Origin of the sequence: Nocardiopsis exhalans, from assembly GCF_024134545.1 — a bacterium.
Classification (GTDB): domain Bacteria; phylum Actinomycetota; class Actinomycetes; order Streptosporangiales; family Streptosporangiaceae; genus Nocardiopsis; species Nocardiopsis exhalans.
The window spans coordinates 6,893,292-6,910,675 of the sequence record NZ_CP099837.1 but is presented as its reverse complement, the minus strand read 5'-3'; the positions used below and the strand labels follow the sequence as shown (position 1 = coordinate 6,910,675).

Here is a 17,384-nt window from a genome sequence, read left to right as displayed (position 1 = left end):
GCTGAACTCCGCGCGGGCCCCTCCGGGTGAGCCCTTCCGCCGGGCTCAGATCTCCTCGCCCGCGAGCAGATCGCCCGCGTCGGCGATCCGGTACGCGTAGCCCTGCTCGGCCAGGAACCGCTGGCGGTGGGCGGCGTAGTCCTGGTCCAGGGTGTCCCGGGCGACCACCGCGTAGAAACGGGCGGTGCGGCCGTCGGCCTTCGGGCGCAGCACCCGGCCCAGGCGCTGGGCCTCCTCCTGGCGCGAACCGAAGGAGCCGGACACCTGGACCGCCACCCCGGCCTCGGGGAGGTCGATCGAGAAGTTGGCGACCTTGGAGACCACCAGAGTGCGCAGCTCGCCGGCGCGGAAGGCGTCGAAGAGGCGTTCGCGCTCCTTGTTCCGGGTCTCGCCCTTGATGACCGGGGCGCCCAGCCGCTCACCGAGTTCGTCGAGCTGGTCGATGTAGGAGCCGATCACCAGGACCTGCTCCTGCGGGTGGCGCTCCACGATCTGCTGGACCACGGTCGTCTTGGTCTCCGAGGAGGCGCAGAACCGGTACTTGTCCTCGGGTTCGGCGGTCGCGTACGCCATTCGCTCGGACTCGGTCAGGTCCACCCGGACCTCCACGCAGTCCGCCGGGGCGATCCAGCCCTGGTTCTCCATGTCCTTCCACGGGGCGTCGTAGCGCTTGGGCCCGATCAGCGAGAACACGTCGCCCTCCCGGCCGTCCTCGCGGACCAGGGTGGCGGTCAGTCCCAGGCGGCGGCGGGCCTGGAGGTCGGCGGTCATCCGGAAGATGGGCGCGGGCAGCAGGTGCACCTCGTCGTAGACCACCAGGCCCCAGTCCTTGGCGTCGAACAGCTCCAGGTGCGTGTACACGCCCTTCCGGCGGGCCGCCATCACCTGGTAGGTGGCGATGGTGACCGGTCGGATCTCCTTCTTGGTCCCCGAGTACTCACCGATCTCGTCCTCGGTCAGCGAGGTCCGCTTGAGCAGCTCGGACTTCCACTGGTGCACCGACACCGTGTTGGTCACCAGGATCAGCGTGGTCGCCCCGGTCATCGCCATGGCGGCCGCGCCCACGATCGTCTTCCCGGCGCCGCAGGGCAGTACGACCACGCCGGAACCGCCCGCGTGGAAGCTCTCCGCGGCCTCCTGCTGGTACCCGCGCAGCTCCCAGTCGCCGTCGGCCAGGTCGATCTCGTGTGCCTCGCCGTCGACGTACCCGGCCAGGTCCTCGGCGGGCCAGCCGATCTTCAGCAGGGCCTGCTTGAGGTTGCCGCGCTCGCTGGGGTGGACCGCGACCGAGTCCTCCCCCAGGCGCTCGCCGAGCATCCCCTTCAGCTTCTTGGCCCGCACGACCTCCTCCAGGACCGCGCGGTCCGAGGACTCCAGCACCAGGCCGTGCACCGGGTCGCCCACCAGCCTGAGCCGCCCGTAGCGGTCCATCGTCTCGGCGATGTCCACGAGCAGCGAGTGCGGCACGGGGAACTTGGAGAAGCGGATGAGTGCGTCCACGACCTGCTCGGCGTCATGCCCGGCGGCGCGCGCGTTCCACAGCGCCAGCGGGGTGACGCGGTAGGTGTGCACGTGTTCGGGGGCGCGTTCGAGCTCGGCGAACGGCGCGATGGAACGGCGGCACTCCGGGGCGAGCTCGTGGTCGATCTCGAGCAGGAGCGTCTTGTCGGACTGGACGATCAGGCAGGACACACGGGACCTTCCGTCAGGCTACGGGGACGAGGGCGGCCCGTCTGGCACGGGACGGGGGCGGCCCCAGGTGCAACACCGGAACCCCTCCGATCATGCCCGCCCACCGCGGAATGTCCACGGGAGGTCGCTCATGGCGGAGCCGGGTACAGGGGCCCGGTTCAGAAGACACGGTTCAGAGAAAACAGTTCAGAGGAAACAGTTCACACGCCGACGAGCAGGAACAGCAGCGCGAGAACGATCACCGGGACCAGGAACACCACCGACAGGGCGGTGTAGGCGAAGGTGCAGGCCCAGGTGTAGCGGATGTACCGCTCCACGTCGACGGCGTTGGGGATCTTGACCAGGGCGATGATCCCCAGCACGATGCCGGGGATGTTGGCGACCAGGATGAAGAACCACAGGCCGAGGGCGATACCGAGAACCGGGACCGCCAGGGTGCAGAGCGCCACGACAAGCGCCGCGACGGCCCCGCCCACGCGCGGCGGCGGTCCCGAGGGAAGCGGGACGCCCACCGGGTACACGGCGCCGGGTGGTGGCGGTCCCGGGACCGGTGGTGGTACCGGGGCGGCGGCCGGGTACCCGGGCCCGGGCGGGAAGGACGGCCGCGGCGGCTGTGGCGGCGGCGCGGGCGCCGCCGGTACGTGTGCTCGCCGAGGGCTCGCGGGCAGACCGGCACCGGGCACGGAACTCCGCCCCCGTTCCCAGAAGTCCCTGGGGTCGCTCCGGTCGCCGTTCACCGCTGGCCGTGTCTCCTCACGCTGAGCCCCTGTGTTTGGGCCCCCTGTGCCTGAGCCCTTGTCTCCGGGCCCCTGTGTCTGTGGTCCGCATACCCGCCCTACCCGGTTCGAAAGCGGACGATGCCGTGCTTATTCCCCCAACCAGGGGTCAAGCCGGTAGCGGCCAGGGGGTCAGAAGTTGGTCACGGGGACGATCTGCTGGATCCAGTTCCCCGCCTGCGTGAACATCACGAAGGTCAGCACCAGCATCACGAAGAACATCACCCCGGCCGCGCCCAGGCAGTACCAGGAGTACCGGGTGAGCACTTCGGCCTGGTCCGGTCGGCCCCGGTCCCGCGCGTGCGCGGCCCGCACCGCGAAGGTGATCCCGGCGATGCCGAAGATCCAGTTCATGCAGCACAGGGCGGTCACCGCGTGCAGGATCAGCGCCATGGTGGAGCTGTTGGCGCCGCCGGTCGAGCCCACCGGGGCCGAGCCGTGCCGGTCATCGTCACGATCGCGCTCGCGTTCGGGTGCCAGGTCCCGGCTCTCGGATACGCGTTCCTCCCGCCCCCGGTCACGGGGAGAGGAGGCTCCAGGGGGCAGCGGTGCGTTGCTCATGGGGGCTTCTCTCGCCATCGGTGGTCGACCACCGCCACTCTAGCCCTCCGACCCCGTCAGCGTTCTGCGTCACCCTGGGTCCTCCCCGATCTCCCAGATCCGCACGGCGCCGGAACGGTGCCCGGGGCTCGTGGAGACCAGCTCAGTCCGGGGCGGCCTCCAGTTCCGCCACTCCCGTGATGCGGTGGACAGCGAAGCGGTGGACCGCGTCCCGGGTCGTGTCGTAGGCGGTGAGGAAACCTCCGTCCACGCTGGCGGGCTCCACGATGCGGCTGACCTGACGGCCGTCGGTGTCGGTGTAGCCGATCCACACGCGGCGTTCGGCCGCGGCGGCCTCGGAGAGGACCTCCATGACCGCGGTAGCCCTGGAACCCGCGGTTCCGCCCTCGGGGAGGGACACCGGGATCCGGGCGATGTTGGCGGCCTCGTCACCGGCGCGCAGCGCGCGCACGGCGGCCCGGGTCAGTTCGGTGGTCGGCGCGTTCTCGGCGGGGGAGGAGGGGTCGGGTTCGGCTCGGCGGACCTCGGGGCGGCTGAGCCGCATCGTGCCGTTGCCGCTCTCGGGCACCGGGTGGTAGCCCAGTTGGCGCAGGCGTTCGGTGAGCGCGGCCCGGTTCAGGCCGCTGACCACCACGGTCGGGGCCAGGAGCAGCAGTTCCAGGTCGGTGGCGCGGCGGTCGGCGACCAGCTCGGTCAGCAGCGCGGGTTCGTCGCAGCGCAGGTAGCTGGCGGCCGAACCGGTGCGCAGCCTGCCGTGCTTGCGGCCCACGTCCGAGACGAGGTAGCGCAGGGCCTGCGGCAGCGGGGTGCGGGAGTGGCGCTCCAGCAGGTCGGTGATGTCGGCGACCCCGCGACCGGCGTCCAGCGCCCGGCGGATCGAGTCCTCGGTGAAGCGGTACACGGTCGCCCCGCCGGTGGACTCCACATCGGCGGTCAGGGCGAGTTCGCGGGCCAGCTCGGTGACGAGCGGCCCCGGTGCCACGGCGGTCAGGTCGCCCTGGACGAGCACGTAGTCCAGCGGTTGCGGCAGCTCGGCGGACAGGATCCGCGCGGCCTCCTCGTCGGCGTTCTCGTCGTGGGTGAGCAGCGGGCGGGTGTGCTCGGCGAGCGCTCCCCCACCGGTCAGGCCGAGCACCGCCGCCTCGGCCGCGGCGGCCTCCACGAGTTCGGTGTAGACGGGGGACTGGCGGCGGGGGCGGCGCCAGGCCAGCCGGGCCGTCAGAGAAACCTCGTCCGGTGTCAGGCCGGGCTCGGCCGAACCCAGCTCGGTGAGCAGGTCGCGGCGGGCCTGCGGGGCGGCGGGCCGGACCAGACCGGGGCCGAGCACGTTGCGCACCCGGCCGCCCGCGTCGCGCGAACCCGTCAGCGAGGCAACCCGGTCCGAGTCCAGCCAGGCCCGGGCCAGGAGCAGCCACCGGTGCTCGGGAGAGCGCTCCCGCCACAGGTCGTATTCGCGCGTGGGCAGCCACTCCCCGAAGACCCGGTTGTCGGTACCGATCAGCCCGGCGGCCCGCACGACCTCCAGGTACAGGGCGGCGGTGTCCTCGTCGGTGTCCATGGCCTGGGCGGCCCGGCGCACGTCGCGCACGCCCAGACCGCCGTTGCGCAGGACCGCGGCGGGTTCCTGGGACCAGCGCTCCAGCAGCTCCTCCACGGCGCGCAGCACGGTGAAGGCCTGCCCCGCCGCGGCACGGGCGACGGTGTCCGCAGAGCCCTGCCTGCCCTCGAAAGCGGGTGGGGCGGTGCTGACGTCGCGGAACAGCACACCGGAGCGCAGGTGCAGGCCGACCTCGCGGGGCAGCGTCAGGGTGTCGTCCCCGGTAGCCACCAGCAGGCCGCGGGCGATGAGGGTCTCCACCGGCGAGGAGGCCGTGGCCAGGGTGATCTCCCGGCGGGCGTCGGAGACCGTGCCGTTGGGCGGACCCCAGGCGAGGTTGTCCAGCAGGCGGCGCGCGGGAGCCCCGACCTGGTCCACGAGCACCGCGATCCGGTCGGGGTCGGCCAGTGCGGTGGCCACGGTCTCCACCGGGGAGTTGGCGGTGCTGTGCGGCACGAGGTCGTCCGCCAGCCGCTTGGTGGCACCGTGCGGGAGCGCCGCCAGGAGGGTGCGCGCGGGCGGTCCCAGCTGTGCCGGGTGGGGCAGGAGTTCGCGCAGGACCTTGACCGGCCGCAGACGGCCGTGGTCCGGCCAGATCAGGGCGAGGGAGAGCAGGGTGTCCAGGGCCTCGTCGAGCGGGTCCCGGCCGCGACCGCCCGATGGGGTCAGGCCGAGCCCCCGGGCGACGTCCGCGGGCGGTGTGCCGACCGGCTCGGACAGGCGGTCGTCCCCGAGCGCGACCACGGCCTCCAGTACCTGGAGGGTGAACCGGTCGAGCCGCTCCAGGGCGCGCAGCGCCGCGTTGCGCGAGGTCGCGCGGTGGGCCAGGGCGCCGATGTCGGCCGGGACCGGCTGCGCCAGGTCCGGGCGGGCGTTCAGCAGCGCGGTGAGCTCCGCGTCGGAACGGGACCGCAGCCAGGCGGTGAACGTGGGGGGCCGACCCGGCGACTCGCTGTCGGGGCCGTCCGTGCCCCGGCCGGAACCGGGTCGTGCGTTGTCGGTCATCACGTCAACGCTAGGTGATGGCGCCGGGCGGGTCGCACCCGCTCCCCTCCCGACCCGTGTGCGCCAACCGGCACGGCGCCCTGAACCGTATCGGAGGAGAATTCTCTGACCGAAATTGGGAAGGAGGGGTTAAACGGCAGGTCATTGTGGGCCAATATGGGGCCATGACCCAGCGCTCGGAACAATTGGTACTCGACTATCTCTCCGATGTCGGACTTGCGCTGCACGGTCGTGTGACGGCTAAGGAGCGGACCGCCTACCTGACCAGCCTGCGTGCGCGCATTGACGAGCGCCGCGGGGCGGCCGACAACGACGACGTCGACACCGTGCGGCGGATCCTTCGCGGCTTCGGCTCCCCCGAGCACATCGTGCGGGAGGAGCTCACCGGCCGGGAGGTCGATCTCGAGGACGACGAGATGATCCCGCCCAAACCCCGACACGCCGACCGCCCGCCCCCGCCCTGGCGCGGCGGCCCGCACCAGGGGTTCATGTCCCTGCTGGAGGGGCCCAGCCAGACCGATCTGCGCATGGACGGCCGGGGCGGCCGCAAGCCCGGGGTGACCCGCAACAGCCTCGTGCTCGCGCGCCACCACCCGCCCGAGGCCGTGGCCCTGGCCGTGCTCGTCCTCTCCGGGGTGTGGTGGGACGTCGCCTTCCTGTGGGTGCTCGGCGCCGCCCTCATCATCCTCAGCCAGGTGTGGAACGCCCTCGACAAGTGGATCGGCGTGGGGTTCCCCCTCGCGGCATGCGTGGTCGGGATGACCCTGTGGACGGGCGAGGCGAAGTTCATCGACCAGTACATCCAGCAGGCCCTGCCGGCCACCGGCGTCCCCGCGCTCGGACTCGCCTCCCTGGTGTGCGTGCTGTACCTCTTCCCGAAGGCCGCCCGCTCGGCCCGGGTCGCGGACCGATCCGCCGGGAGCTGACCCGCCCCGGACCGACCTGCTCCGCGTCGGCCGACCTGATCCGTTCGGCCTGCTCCTCAGCGTCATCGGTTGGCAAACCCTGGGGAATAACCTTTTCCGGTCGGCCCGTTACCGGGCATCCGAGCGGGTTGCTTCGGGTAGTCATGTCGGTACACCGCCGCTTTCGCTTCAGGGCGGTCACGTCAGGTGGTCCGGCCTCCAGCCCGGACACCAGCCTGTCGACGGCGCCCCTGACTCCGCCGAGTCCCGTCCCATACTCCGCACCCAGCGGTGACGGGGGCGACGTCGACACAACGAGGCCCGGGTGAGCCGTATCCGGGCCTCGTTTCACGTACCCGTCCCCGTGCTCGGATACCGACCCGAGAAGTGTCGAGGGAGTTCCCGGGAAGGGCCCGGAAATCGGTCACACCACAATCCCCTCGCATTGGTGAGGTGTCGGGCACTAACCTGGGCGCACCCATGGAAACCAGGGGCCGCCCGGGGCGGGAGGAAAGGTGGACGGCACCGTTTCCGAAGTCCTCGTGCGCCCGTCAGTGAAAGCATGAGGTCTCTACGTGCCCACCGGCAAGGTCAAGTGGTACGACGGCGACAAGGGTTTCGGCTTTCTCACCCGGGACGACGGAGGTGAGGTCTTCGTGCACTCCACCTCCCTACCGTCCGGAACCACCTCTCTCAATCCCGGCCAACGGGTCGAGTTCGGCGTGGCCGAAGGGCGCAAGGGCGCCCAGGCGCTCCAGGTCAAGATCCTGGACACACAGCACTCGGTGGCCAAGGCGCGGCGCAAGAAGCCCGACGAGATGGTGCTCATCACCGAGGACCTCATCAAACTCCTGGAGAACGTCTCCAACGGCTACCGGCGCGGCCGCCACCCGGACAAGCGTGAATCGTCCAGGGTCGCCGCCGTGCTGCGCGCGGTGGCTGACGACCTGGAGGCCTGACCCCCGGCCAGACAGACCCCCTGAGGCCGTGGCGGCCGTGCCGACGCCCGCCACGGCCTTTCTCCAGCCCCGGACCCCGTTCTCCCGTGTCCTGCCTGTTCTCATCCCTTTGACACGCCAGGGCGGACGGTGGTGACAGGTCGGCCGAAAAAACGTGTGTGCGCACTGACCGAACTCCCGAAAACGCGGCTGGCAGGCCCTCGTGTCGTGGGCATCCGTCCTCCGCGCGAGCACGAGACTCCGTCTAGAGGGTGTATCGGGCGAACCTTGACCCGCGTTATGGTCAAATCGGTGCCCGCGATCAGTGAGAATGGGGGACGTGAGCCCTTCTCGACGTTCTCCTGTACCGGACAAGGCATGTATCGACGCGGTGGATCTGGCCCGCTCGGTGGCGGCGGAGGTCGGGCGACCCGATTGGGTCGGTGAGCACCTCACCGCCCAGGTCGAGGACACACGCCTGGTCACCCACTACTTCGAGTGCCTGGACCCCTCCTACCCGGGATGGACCTACGCGGTCACCGTCGTCCGCGCCTCGCGCGCCAAGGACGTCACCGTCAACGAGGTCGTCCTGCTTCCCGGCGAGGGCGCCCTGACCGCTCCCGCGTGGGTGCCCTGGAAGGAACGACTCCGCCCGGGCGACGTCGGTGTGGGGGACCTGCTGCCCACCGAGGAGGACGACGAACGTCTCGTCCCCGGTTACGCGCAGGTGCCCGACAGCGAACTCGACGCCGAGGGCATGGACAAGCAGATGGTGTGGGAGCTGGGACTCGGCCGCCGCCAGGTCCTCTCCGAGGTCGGCCGCGAGCAGGCCGCGGAGCGCTGGTACAACGGCGAGGCCGGTCCGAGGAGCCCGATTGCCACGGCGGCCCCGGCACGTTGCACCACCTGCGGTTTCCTGACCCCGCTCGCCGGTGAACTGCGCCAGATGTTCGGCGTGTGCACCAACGAGTTCGCCCCCGACGACGGCAAGGTCGTGTCACTCGACCACGGCTGCGGAGCCCACTCCGAGGTCCGCCGCCCCACCCCGCAGAACGAGCCGGTCGCACCGGTCGTCGACGAGCTGGGGTACGACCACATCGTCTTCGACGACACCGCGGAACTGGAGCTGGTCTCCAGCGACTCCTGACCACCACAGGTCAAACGGGCCGATCCACCCGAAGAACGGACCCCGCCGCGATCGCGGCGGGGTCTTTCCCATCCGTACGCCTGCCGTTCACCCGCGGGCCCGCGCCTGCGCGCCACGCGAGGCCACCCGCGCTTGAACAGCCCCGGCCGTCGGCTAGGGTCGACCTACTATCACGCTCGCCCTTGCCGAGCCCGCGCGTGTTCCGAGAACACGTGCAGGGCTGATCGGACCGCGCTCCCAGCGCAGGAGGAGACCACCATGGCCGAGCCGGTGACCGCTTCGGTGGCCGACCCTTTCAACACCGCCGAACTGCGCCGACGTGTGCTTTCGGCCTGGGCCGACGCGCCCGCTCGGTTCCGGGAGGACGCCAACGCCGAAGAGGACTTCGCGCTGGGCGGCTACCGCGACCGGGTGGTGATCGAACTCGCGCAGAACGCGGCCGACGCCGCGCGCCGCGCGGGTGTCCCCGGACGCCTGCTCCTGGCACTGGACGGCGACCGCCTCACCGCCGCCAACACCGGTGCCCCGCTGACCCCGCAGGGTGTGGAGTCCCTCGCCACCCTGCGGGCCTCCACCAAGCGCGACGACCACGGTTCGGCGGGCCGGTTCGGGGTCGGGTTCTCCGCCGTGGTGGCGCTCAGCGACGACGTCACCGTGGATTCGGGCGGTGCCGTGGTGCACTTCTCCGCTGAACGCGCCCGGGCCGTGGTCACCGACCTGCTCGACGCCAACGGCACCCACACCGACCTCGCCGACGAGGTGGGCCGCCGCGCCGGGCAGGTGCCGATGCTGCGTCTGCCCTTCCCTGCCGACGTCGTGCCGGAGCCTCTCCGGATCGAGGGCGGCACCGGCGACGACACGGGTGAGACCAGTCACTACGACACCGTGGTCACGCTGGCCCTGCGTGACGACCAGGCCCGGGAGCGGGTCCGGGAACTGCTGGACCGCACCGGGGAGGCCCTCCTCCTCGCCCTGGACGGCCTCGTCGAGGTGCGCGTGGTGGTCGACAGCCGGGAACGGACCCTCATCCGCGAAACCGGGGACGAGGCCGCAGGGATCGATCTGGTCACCGCCCAGCACGACGCCGACGGCACCCGGGTCACGCCCTGGCGTGTCCTGAGCCGCTCCGGCGAGTTCGCCCCGAACCTGCTCGCGGACCGCCCCACCGAGGAGCGCGACCGCGCCGCGTGGTCACTGACCTGGGCCGCGCCCGTCAACCCCGACGGTGGTGTGGCCGCGCTGCCCGCCGACGTCGAGAACGTCGTGCACGCGCCCACCCCCACCGACACCGAACTCGACCTGCCCGCGGTTCTCATCGGCACGTTCCCGCTGAGCTCGGACCGGCGCGCCGTCCAGCCGGGCGGGGCCACCGACCTCCTGCTCATGGAGGCCGCCGGCGCCTACTGCGCGCTCCTGCGCCGCTTCGAGCCCAGGGCCGCCCTCGACCTGGTGCCCGCCACCCGGGTGGGCGGCGGCGCCGTGGACGCGGTCTTCCGGGCACGGGTCGCCGAACCCCTGTTGGACACCGCGTTCCTGGTCACCGCGGCCGGGCACCCGGTCGCCCCGCGTGACGCCGTCCTGCTGGACACCGGCGGGGCGAGCGGCGCCGCCGACCTCGTCGACCTGCTCGCCGAACTCGTCCCGCCGCTGCTGCCCGGCTCCTGGAGCCCTCGGCACCCGGCGCTGGCCTCGCTGCGCGTGCGCCGCCTGGGCCTGGCCGACCTCGCCGACCTGCTCGGCGACACCCAACGCCCGCCGGAGTGGTGGGAGGCCCTCTACGCCGCCCTGGGCAGTGCCGGAAACGGTGGCGCCGACCTCGACGAACTCGGCTCGCTGCCGGTCCCGTTGGCCGACGGCCGCCTGGTCCGGGGCCCGCGCTCACTGCTGCTGCCCACAGAGGACTGGGCGAAGGTCGCCGACGCCGAGGGCAACCGGCTCGACCCGGCCGTCCTGGCCACTCTGGGCGTGCGCCTGGTGCACCCCGATGCCGCCCACCCGTTGCTGCTGCGTCTGGGCGCCGTGGAGGCCGGGGCCGCCACGGTCCTGGCCGACCCCAACACCGAGGCCGCCGTCCGGGAGTCCCTGGACGCCGAGGATCCCGAACCCGTCGCCGAGGCCGTCCTGGACCTGGTCGCCGCCTCCGGCACCACGGTCGAGGACGCGCCCTGGCTGTCCGAGCTGGCCCTGCGTGACGACGAGGACGGCTACTCGATCGCCGCCGAACTCCTCGTTCCCGGTGCGCCCCTGGCCGACCTGCTGGTGGACGACTCGCCGTTCGGCACCGTCCATGACGACCTCGTCCACCGCCACGGCACCGACGCCCTGCGCGCCGTGGGCGCCCTGTGGGGGCTGACCGTGGTCCGTGCGGAGGAGACCGCGCTCGGTGAGGACCTCGCCGACGTCTTCGACGGCGCCGCGGGCGAGGACGGCCTCGACGGCCTGGAGGACTGGGCCGACGAGGTCCTCGAACGCGTCGGTGACCCCGAACTCCCGCCTGTGGTACCCGAGCTGGTGTGCGTCGCCGACCTCGACTACATCGCCGACGACGCCTGGCCGCAGGCCCTGGCGATGCTCTCCCGGGGGTCGCTGCGCGAGGCCGTCACCGAACCCGCCCGGCTGCTGATGCCGGACGGCCGGGTCGTCGACGCACCCTCCTACACCGCCTGGTGGCTGCGCACCCGGGCGCTCCTGGACGGGCGCGCCCCGGTCGAGCTGCGCACCGCCGACGCCGAACCCGCGCTCCTCGGCCTCTACGACGAGGTGCCCGCCGACGTCGACCCCGAGTTCGCCCGGGCCCTGGGCGTGCGCAGCGGCCTGGCCGACCTGATCGCCGACCCCGACGGCCCGGACGACCTGCTGAACCGGCTCGCCGACCCGGCCCGGCACGTGGGGCGCACCGCTCTGCGCCGCCTGTGGACGGCCCTGGCCGGGGTGGACGCCGACCTCGTCACCCCGCCCTCCCTGGTGCGCGCGGTCCAGGGCGGGTCGATCGTGGTGGCCGACGCCGAGGACGCCGTGGTGGTGGACTCCCCGGACCTGCTGCCGCTGGTCGCGGACCGGCCGCTGGTCCTGGCCGACGCCGCCTCCGCCGAACGGCTCGCTGACGTGCTGGACCTGGACCTGGCCTCGGAGAGTGTCACCGGCAAGGTGGGCTCAGCCGGCCAGATCCGCGCAGTGCCCGACGAGGCGGCACTCTTCCTCGCCGGTGACCGGGAGCCGGACCGCACCTACCTGCACCACCAGAAGCTCACCGTGGACGGTGTGGAGGTGGAGTGGTACACCGGCGACGGCACGGTGCACGCCTCGGGGACGGAAGGGCTGGCCCGGGCGCTGTGCTGGCGGGCCGGTCAGTGGTCCCGCCGCCACCTGCTCGCCGCGGTGCTCAGGGACCCGTCCGCCGCCGCGCACCTGCTCGCCGAGGCCGACCTGGAGTAGGAATCCACGGTGATCTTGCTACCAGAAGCGAAATGAGCGCCGAACTTGCTCCTGGTAGCAAGATCACCGGTTGGGGAGGGAGGTCAGCGGGTGGCATCGGCCAGTCGGGGGCCCAGGCCCTGTTCCGGTTCGGCCCACTCGGTGACGTCCAGCGGATCGCCCACGGAGACCGTGCCGGGGACGGTGACCGCGAACTTCGAGCAGAACGCCACCCCGCCGTCGTCCGCGCGGCGGTACCCGGCCAGGGAACGCAGCGGTTCGGGGCCGCGCTTGACTCCGCTGACCTGGTCGACGGTGGTGACCGCGCACCGGATGCACACCTTCGCGTAACCGAGCTCCGCGGTGCCCAGACGGACCCTGCGCACCCGGTCCTCGGTGTGCGCCTCCGACCAGCCGGACACCACGATGTTGGGCCGGAAACGGTCCATCGGCACGGCCTCGCCGCCGGTGGCGAGGATGCGCTCGTTGAGCAGGTCCAGGGAGGACAGCGAGCCCACCACCGCGGCGTGCCCGTCGGCGAAACCGGCGGTACCGGGGGTCAGCCCGCCGGTCTCACGCCGGTGGTCCTCGGGGACCCGCACGAGCCGACTGGCCTGGCCGAACACCTCGGTGAGCCACTCGGCGACCTCGTCGCCCTGGTCCACCCCCACCAGCGGCTGCCTGTGCACGGCCACGTCCAGACGGCGGCCCTCGGGGTCCACGTCCACCTTGACCGGGGAGAAGCCCTCGGTGCTCAGCACCAGCCGAGTGCCGTCGGCGTCGAGTTCGGGCACGATCCGTGCCATCCGGGGATCCCTGCGCTGGCTGCGGAAGTCGCCGGAGTCGTCGACCACCATGAACGAGCGGTCGTGGGTGAGCCCGGCGGGGGTGAGTTCGGCGGTGCGCAGGGGAATCCCGGCGCATCCCTTGACGGGGTGGACGACGAGCGCGGCCACACGGGCGGTCGGAGTAGGGCTCATACCGAAAACGCTACCGGCCCCGCTCGGGAGGAAACCGAACCGGCTGCCCGGACGTCTGTGAAGTGAGTCCGTCCCCTGACCGAACAGGACCCCACATGCGTACTGCCCACGCCGTTGTCCCCGCAGCCCTTACCGCCCTGCTGCTCGCGGGCTGCTCCGGACCGTCCGACGCACCCGTGGAGGAGACCGCCGACAGCCCTGCTGGGGGCCTTGAAGCGGTGGAGACAGAGGAGACCGAGGAGAACCCGGCGGAGACCGGTGCCGGGGAACCCGAGGAGGAGATCACTGAGTGGGTCTTCGCCGCTGGTGATCAGATCACCGTCGAACTCACCCTGTACAGCGAGGCGGACGGTGGACGTTCCACCCCCGTGTACTCGGGTTACCGGCCCACCGTTGAGTTCGACCACCTGGGCCAGTCCGTCGCCTGCTCCGTCCAGCTTCCCGCCGACGTCAGCCCCTTCGAACCCGGGGAGACGCACCTGGTGGGCCTGGAGTGCGCCGAGGAGGTCACCGTGCATGTCGACGACCCGGGCTTCGTCCTGATCGAGGGCGGCAAGGAGAACGGCGAGGGCGAGGCCGTCTTCACTGACATGTAGTCGCGGCGTCACCCTTGGGAGCCATGGGGTGGGAGTGGCTGGCCTCACACTCATAACTGTACCTTCTGGAAGGTACAGTTACTCCTATGCGACCCAGTTCGAGAACCCTCATCCTCGACGCCGCGGTCCGGGTGACCGAGCGCGCGGGCATCACAGCGCTGACCATGGACTCCGCCGCCGAGGAGGCCGGGCTGACCAAGGGCGGCCTGCTCTACCACTTCCGCACCCGCGAGGACATGATCCTGGCGATCCAGCGGCACCTCGTCGACGGATGGGAGGCCCGCCTGGTCGCCGAGCTCGGCAAACCCTGGGCGGAGGCCACTCCCCTGGAGCGGGGTGCCGCCTACGTGCACGTGATGATGCGCGAGGAGACCAGGCAGGCCGACCTCGCCTTCATGGTCGAGGCGGAGTCCAACCCCGAGCTGGCCCGGATCTGGGACGAGCTGATGGAGCGCTGGGTGCCCACCCCGCACTCGCTCGACCCCCGGCGGCTGGACCTGTTCCTCGCACGGCTGGCCGCCGACGGGCTCTGGATGTTCCGGGCCACCCCCGGCAACGCGCTCTCCGAAGAGGTCGAAGAGGGCCTGCGGGCGCGCGTGGCCGAACTGCTCGCCGCCGACCTCGAAACACCTGCCCCCGAGGAGAAGCGCGCGTGAGCGACATGACCGAAACCGGGGTTCAGCCGGTCTCCGGAACCAGACGCTGGCTCGTCCTGGCCGCCGTCTCGGCCGGGCTGCTGCTGATCTCGGTGGACATGACCATCCTGTACACCGCGCTGCCCACCCTGAGCGCCGAACTCCAGGCCAGCGCCTCCGAACGACTCTGGATCATCAACGCCTACCCCCTGGTGATGGCGGGCCTGCTGCTGGGCGCCGGGACGCTCGGCGACCGGGTCGGGCACAAGCGGATGTACCTGATCGGGCTCGTGCTGTTCGGCGCCGCCTCGCTGGTGGCCGCGTACTCCCTGACCCCCGCCATGCTGATCGCCGGACGCGCCTTCCTGGCCGTGGGTGCCGCCGCGATGATGCCCGCCACGCTGTCGCTGATCCGCATCACCTTCGTGGACGAGCGCGAACGCGGGATCGCCATCGGGGTCTGGGGCACCATGGCGATGGTCGGCGCCGCGATCGGGCCGATCGTCGGTGGAGCACTGCTGGAGTTCTTCTGGTGGGGCTCGGTCTTCCTGGTGAACGTGCCGATCGTGCTGGTGGCACTGGTGCTGGCCGCCGTGGTCGCTCCCGGAGGCTCGGGCAGCTCCGAGCGCCCCTGGGACTTCCTGGCCTCGGTACAGGTCATGGCCGGTCTGGTGGGTGTGGTCTACGCGATCAAGGAGGTCACCGGCCCGGAGCCGTCCGTGCTCGCCGTGGTGGTGTCCGTGGTGGCGGCGGTCGCGGGTTTGTGGAGTTTCGTCCGGCGCCAGCGCGGTCAGGCCTACCCGCTGATCGACTTCACGCTCTTCCGCGACCCGCGGATCCTCATCGGTGTGCTCGCGGCGGGGATGGCCATGTTCGCGCTCGCGGGCGTGCAGTTGGTGCTGACCCAGCGCCTGCAGCTGGTGCTGGGCTTCACCCCGTTCCAGTCCGGGCTGACCGTCGCGGCGATGGCTCTGGGCGCCCTGCCCGTGGGCGTGACCGTCGGCGCGCTGCTGTACCGCCTGGGCACCCGGCCGGTGATCGTGGCCGGGCTGCTCGCGACGGCCCTGGGCACCGTGGGCGTGCTGCTGTCCACCTCGGCACCGCTGGTCTGGACGGTCGTGGGCCTGCTGGTGGTCGGTGCGGGCACCGGCGCGTCGATGACGGCCGCCTCCGCGGCGATCGTGGGCAACGCCCCCGCGCACCGGGCGGGCATGGCCGCCTCCGTGGAGGAGGTGTCCTACGAGCTGGGCAGCCTGACCGGCGTCGCGGTCCTGGGCAGTCTGATGGCCGCCGTCTACGCCCGAACCGTCTCCCTGCCCGCGCAGGCGCCTCCGGTGGCCGCCGAGGGGATGGACGAGGCCCTCCGGGCGTCGGAGGGCCTGGATCCCGCGGGCGCGGACGCGCTGCTGGGGGCAGCCGTCCAGGCCTTCGACAACGGCTACCAGGTCACCCTGGTCATCGCCGCCGCGGTTCTGTTCGCGTCGGCCGCCTTCGGCTTCCTCCACAAGCGGGGCCAGGACTCCGGGTCCGCGGCCTAGCCCCGCAGGCCCGCAGGCCCGCGGGGCCGCGGTTCAGGGCTCCGGGCCCGGTCAGCGCGCCACGCGGAAGAAACCCTCGGAGATCAGGGTGCGCAGCGCCTCCGGGGTGCGTTCGCGGATCATGGCCGGGTCCTCGCCCATGAGCTCGGCGATGGCGTCCAGCAGCGGACCCACCGGCATGGTGCCGTCGCAGACGCTGGCCAGGGCCGACTCCACGGTGCCGATCCGGGCCACGCGGCGCAGGCCCGCGCGCTGGCGCAGCACGATCTTCTCCGGGTCGGGTGCGCCGGGCACGGCCACGCGCTCCTCGACCACGTTCGGCGCCAGGGCCACGTGCGCGGAGAGCAGCGCGGCGTCGGTGAGCCGGTGCGCGGTCATCGCTCCGTCCACCACCTCCGGCAGGTACGGGCCGACCGGCTGCTGGACGTCGTGCCGCAGCTCCTCCACCTTCACGGTGGCGTCCTGGGCGACGTCGTTGCGCAGGCTGATCCAGCCGAAGCCGATGCCTTTGATGCCCTCGCGGTCGAAGTAGTCCAGCCAGGCGTCGTAGCGCCGGGTGTACTCGGGGGTGCCCTGCTCGCAGGAGTCGCGCAGCCACAGTTCCACGTACTCGGCGGGGTCCTGGACGTCGCGCTGCACGACCCAGCCGGAGCAGCCGGTTCCGGTGATCCAGCCGCCGACCCGGTCCTGCCAGTCGTCGCCGTCGGTGTGCGTCCAGTTGGCGAGGAACTGCCCCCAACCGCCCTCGGTGAGGTAGGTGGGCGCCTGCCGGACCAGTTCGGCGCAGACGGTGTCGCCGGGCAGGTCGGACTCGCGGTAGGTGAAGCGGGCCGCCTCGGGGGTGATCACGAACGGCGGGTTCGACACGATCAGGTCGAAGCGCTCGCCCTTGACCGGTTCGAACAGCGATCCCTGGGCGAGGCGCGCGTCCGTGATCCCGGACAGCGCCAGGCTGATCCCGGCCAGGTGCACCGCGCGCGGATTGAGGTCGGTGGCGACCACCTCGCGGGCCCGGGAGGCCAGGTGCAGGGCCTGCACCCCGCAGCCCGTACCGAGGTCCAGGGCGCGCTCGAAGGGGCCGTCGACGATCAGCCGGGAGAGGTTGGCGGAGGCGCCGCCCGCGCCGACCACGTGGTCGTGGCGCGGGACGTCCCCGCGGCCGGGGTGCACCTTGGGGTCGGAGACGACGAAGCCGGGGCGGTCGTCCTCCAGTTCCCAGGGGCCGAGGTGGACGAGGGCGCGCACGAGGGGGCCGTCGGGCCCCTCCTCGACGGTGACCAGTCCGGCGTCGGCGAGGTCGTCGACGGGAAGGATGGAACGGGCCGCCCGCGCCGGGATGGGGGTCTGGAGCCACCACAGGCGTAGGAGCAGTCCGAGGCGTTCCTCCCCGCCCGTGGCGCGGAGTGCGGGCACGAGCTGCTCGCGGGCCAGGGCTTTGGCGGCGGCGTCGCCGAGGCGGTCGCGGACACCGGGCACCGTGTAGTCGGCGTCGATCAGGATGCCGCGGAGGCGGTCGGCGAGTCCGCGCGGGAATTCTGTCTCAGACACCCGCCCATTATCGGTCAGGTGACGAGGTGCCCCGGTGGGCTGGTGCCCCAGC

13 protein-coding genes are annotated in these 17,384 nt (G+C 72.1%); 7 read left to right on the top strand and 6 right to left on the bottom strand.

What is annotated here, in order from left to right:
• Window positions 1-45 precede the first annotated feature (45 nt).
• From NE857_RS30645 to NE857_RS30630, 4 genes are all read right to left on the bottom strand, one after another.
• On the bottom strand, window positions 46-1,692 hold the full coding sequence (locus NE857_RS30645) for a DNA repair helicase XPB (protein WP_254418750.1): 1,647 nt from the start codon (window positions 1,690-1,692) through the stop codon (window positions 46-48).
• Between the two features lie 200 nt (window positions 1,693-1,892).
• On the bottom strand, window positions 1,893-2,168 hold the full coding sequence (locus tag NE857_RS30640) for a hypothetical protein (RefSeq protein WP_254422155.1): 276 nt from the start codon (window positions 2,166-2,168) through the stop codon (window positions 1,893-1,895).
• A 432-nt stretch (window positions 2,169-2,600) separates the two neighbouring features.
• Window positions 2,601-3,029, bottom strand: a complete 429-nt coding sequence (locus tag NE857_RS30635) for a hypothetical protein (RefSeq protein WP_254418749.1) — start codon at window positions 3,027-3,029, stop codon at window positions 2,601-2,603.
• A gap of 142 nt (window positions 3,030-3,171) precedes the next feature.
• Complete coding sequence (locus tag NE857_RS30630; protein WP_254418748.1) at window positions 3,172-5,631, bottom strand: helicase-associated domain-containing protein; 2,460 nt, start codon at window positions 5,629-5,631, stop codon at window positions 3,172-3,174.
• A 164-nt stretch (window positions 5,632-5,795) separates the two neighbouring features.
• Here NE857_RS30630 and NE857_RS30625 point away from each other — a divergent pair, with 164 nt between their 5' ends.
• The 4 genes from NE857_RS30625 to NE857_RS30610 all read left to right on the top strand — a co-directional run bounded on the left by NE857_RS30625 (window position 5,796) and on the right by NE857_RS30610 (window position 12,056).
• Window positions 5,796-6,557 (top strand): hypothetical protein, encoded by a 762-nt coding sequence (locus NE857_RS30625; RefSeq protein WP_254418747.1) that lies wholly within the window; start codon window positions 5,796-5,798, stop codon window positions 6,555-6,557.
• 554 nt (window positions 6,558-7,111) lie between these two features.
• Window positions 7,112-7,495 carry a cold-shock protein gene (locus tag NE857_RS30620; protein ID WP_184366450.1) on the top strand — a complete coding sequence of 128 codons (384 nt, stop codon included), beginning with the start codon at window positions 7,112-7,114 and terminating at the stop codon, window positions 7,493-7,495.
• Between the two features lie 370 nt (window positions 7,496-7,865).
• Entirely contained in the window at window positions 7,866-8,621 is a 756-nt protein-coding gene (locus NE857_RS30615) for a DUF3027 domain-containing protein (RefSeq protein WP_254418746.1), read from the top strand.
• 258 nt (window positions 8,622-8,879) lie between these two features.
• Window positions 8,880-12,056 carry a sacsin N-terminal ATP-binding-like domain-containing protein gene (locus NE857_RS30610; protein WP_254418745.1) on the top strand — a complete coding sequence of 1,059 codons (3,177 nt, stop codon included), beginning with the start codon at window positions 8,880-8,882 and terminating at the stop codon, window positions 12,054-12,056.
• A gap of 83 nt (window positions 12,057-12,139) precedes the next feature.
• On the opposite strand, the gene NE857_RS30605 is transcribed toward NE857_RS30610, so the two are convergent.
• Complete coding sequence (locus NE857_RS30605; protein ID WP_254418744.1) at window positions 12,140-13,015, bottom strand: MOSC domain-containing protein; 876 nt, start codon at window positions 13,013-13,015, stop codon at window positions 12,140-12,142.
• A gap of 95 nt (window positions 13,016-13,110) precedes the next feature.
• Here NE857_RS30605 and NE857_RS30600 point away from each other — a divergent pair, with 95 nt between their 5' ends.
• The 3 genes from NE857_RS30600 (at window position 13,111) to NE857_RS30590 (ending at window position 15,784) form a co-directional block, all read left to right on the top strand.
• Entirely contained in the window at window positions 13,111-13,611 is a 501-nt protein-coding gene (locus NE857_RS30600) for a hypothetical protein (protein WP_254418743.1), read from the top strand.
• Between the two features lie 86 nt (window positions 13,612-13,697).
• Window positions 13,698-14,267 carry a TetR/AcrR family transcriptional regulator gene (locus tag NE857_RS30595; RefSeq protein ID WP_254418742.1) on the top strand — a complete coding sequence of 190 codons (570 nt, stop codon included), beginning with the start codon at window positions 13,698-13,700 and terminating at the stop codon, window positions 14,265-14,267.
• A complete protein-coding gene (locus tag NE857_RS30590; RefSeq protein WP_425572223.1) occupies window positions 14,264-15,784 on the top strand; it encodes an MFS transporter in 1,521 nt (506 codons plus the stop codon). The genes NE857_RS30595 and NE857_RS30590 overlap by 4 nt, the downstream gene beginning before the upstream one ends.
• A gap of 51 nt (window positions 15,785-15,835) precedes the next feature.
• Here the strand turns inward: NE857_RS30590 and NE857_RS30585 are convergent, their stop codons facing one another.
• On the bottom strand, window positions 15,836-17,332 hold the full coding sequence (locus tag NE857_RS30585; RefSeq protein WP_254418741.1) for a DUF7059 domain-containing protein: 1,497 nt from the start codon (window positions 17,330-17,332) through the stop codon (window positions 15,836-15,838).
• Window positions 17,333-17,384: the final 52 nt, after the last annotated feature.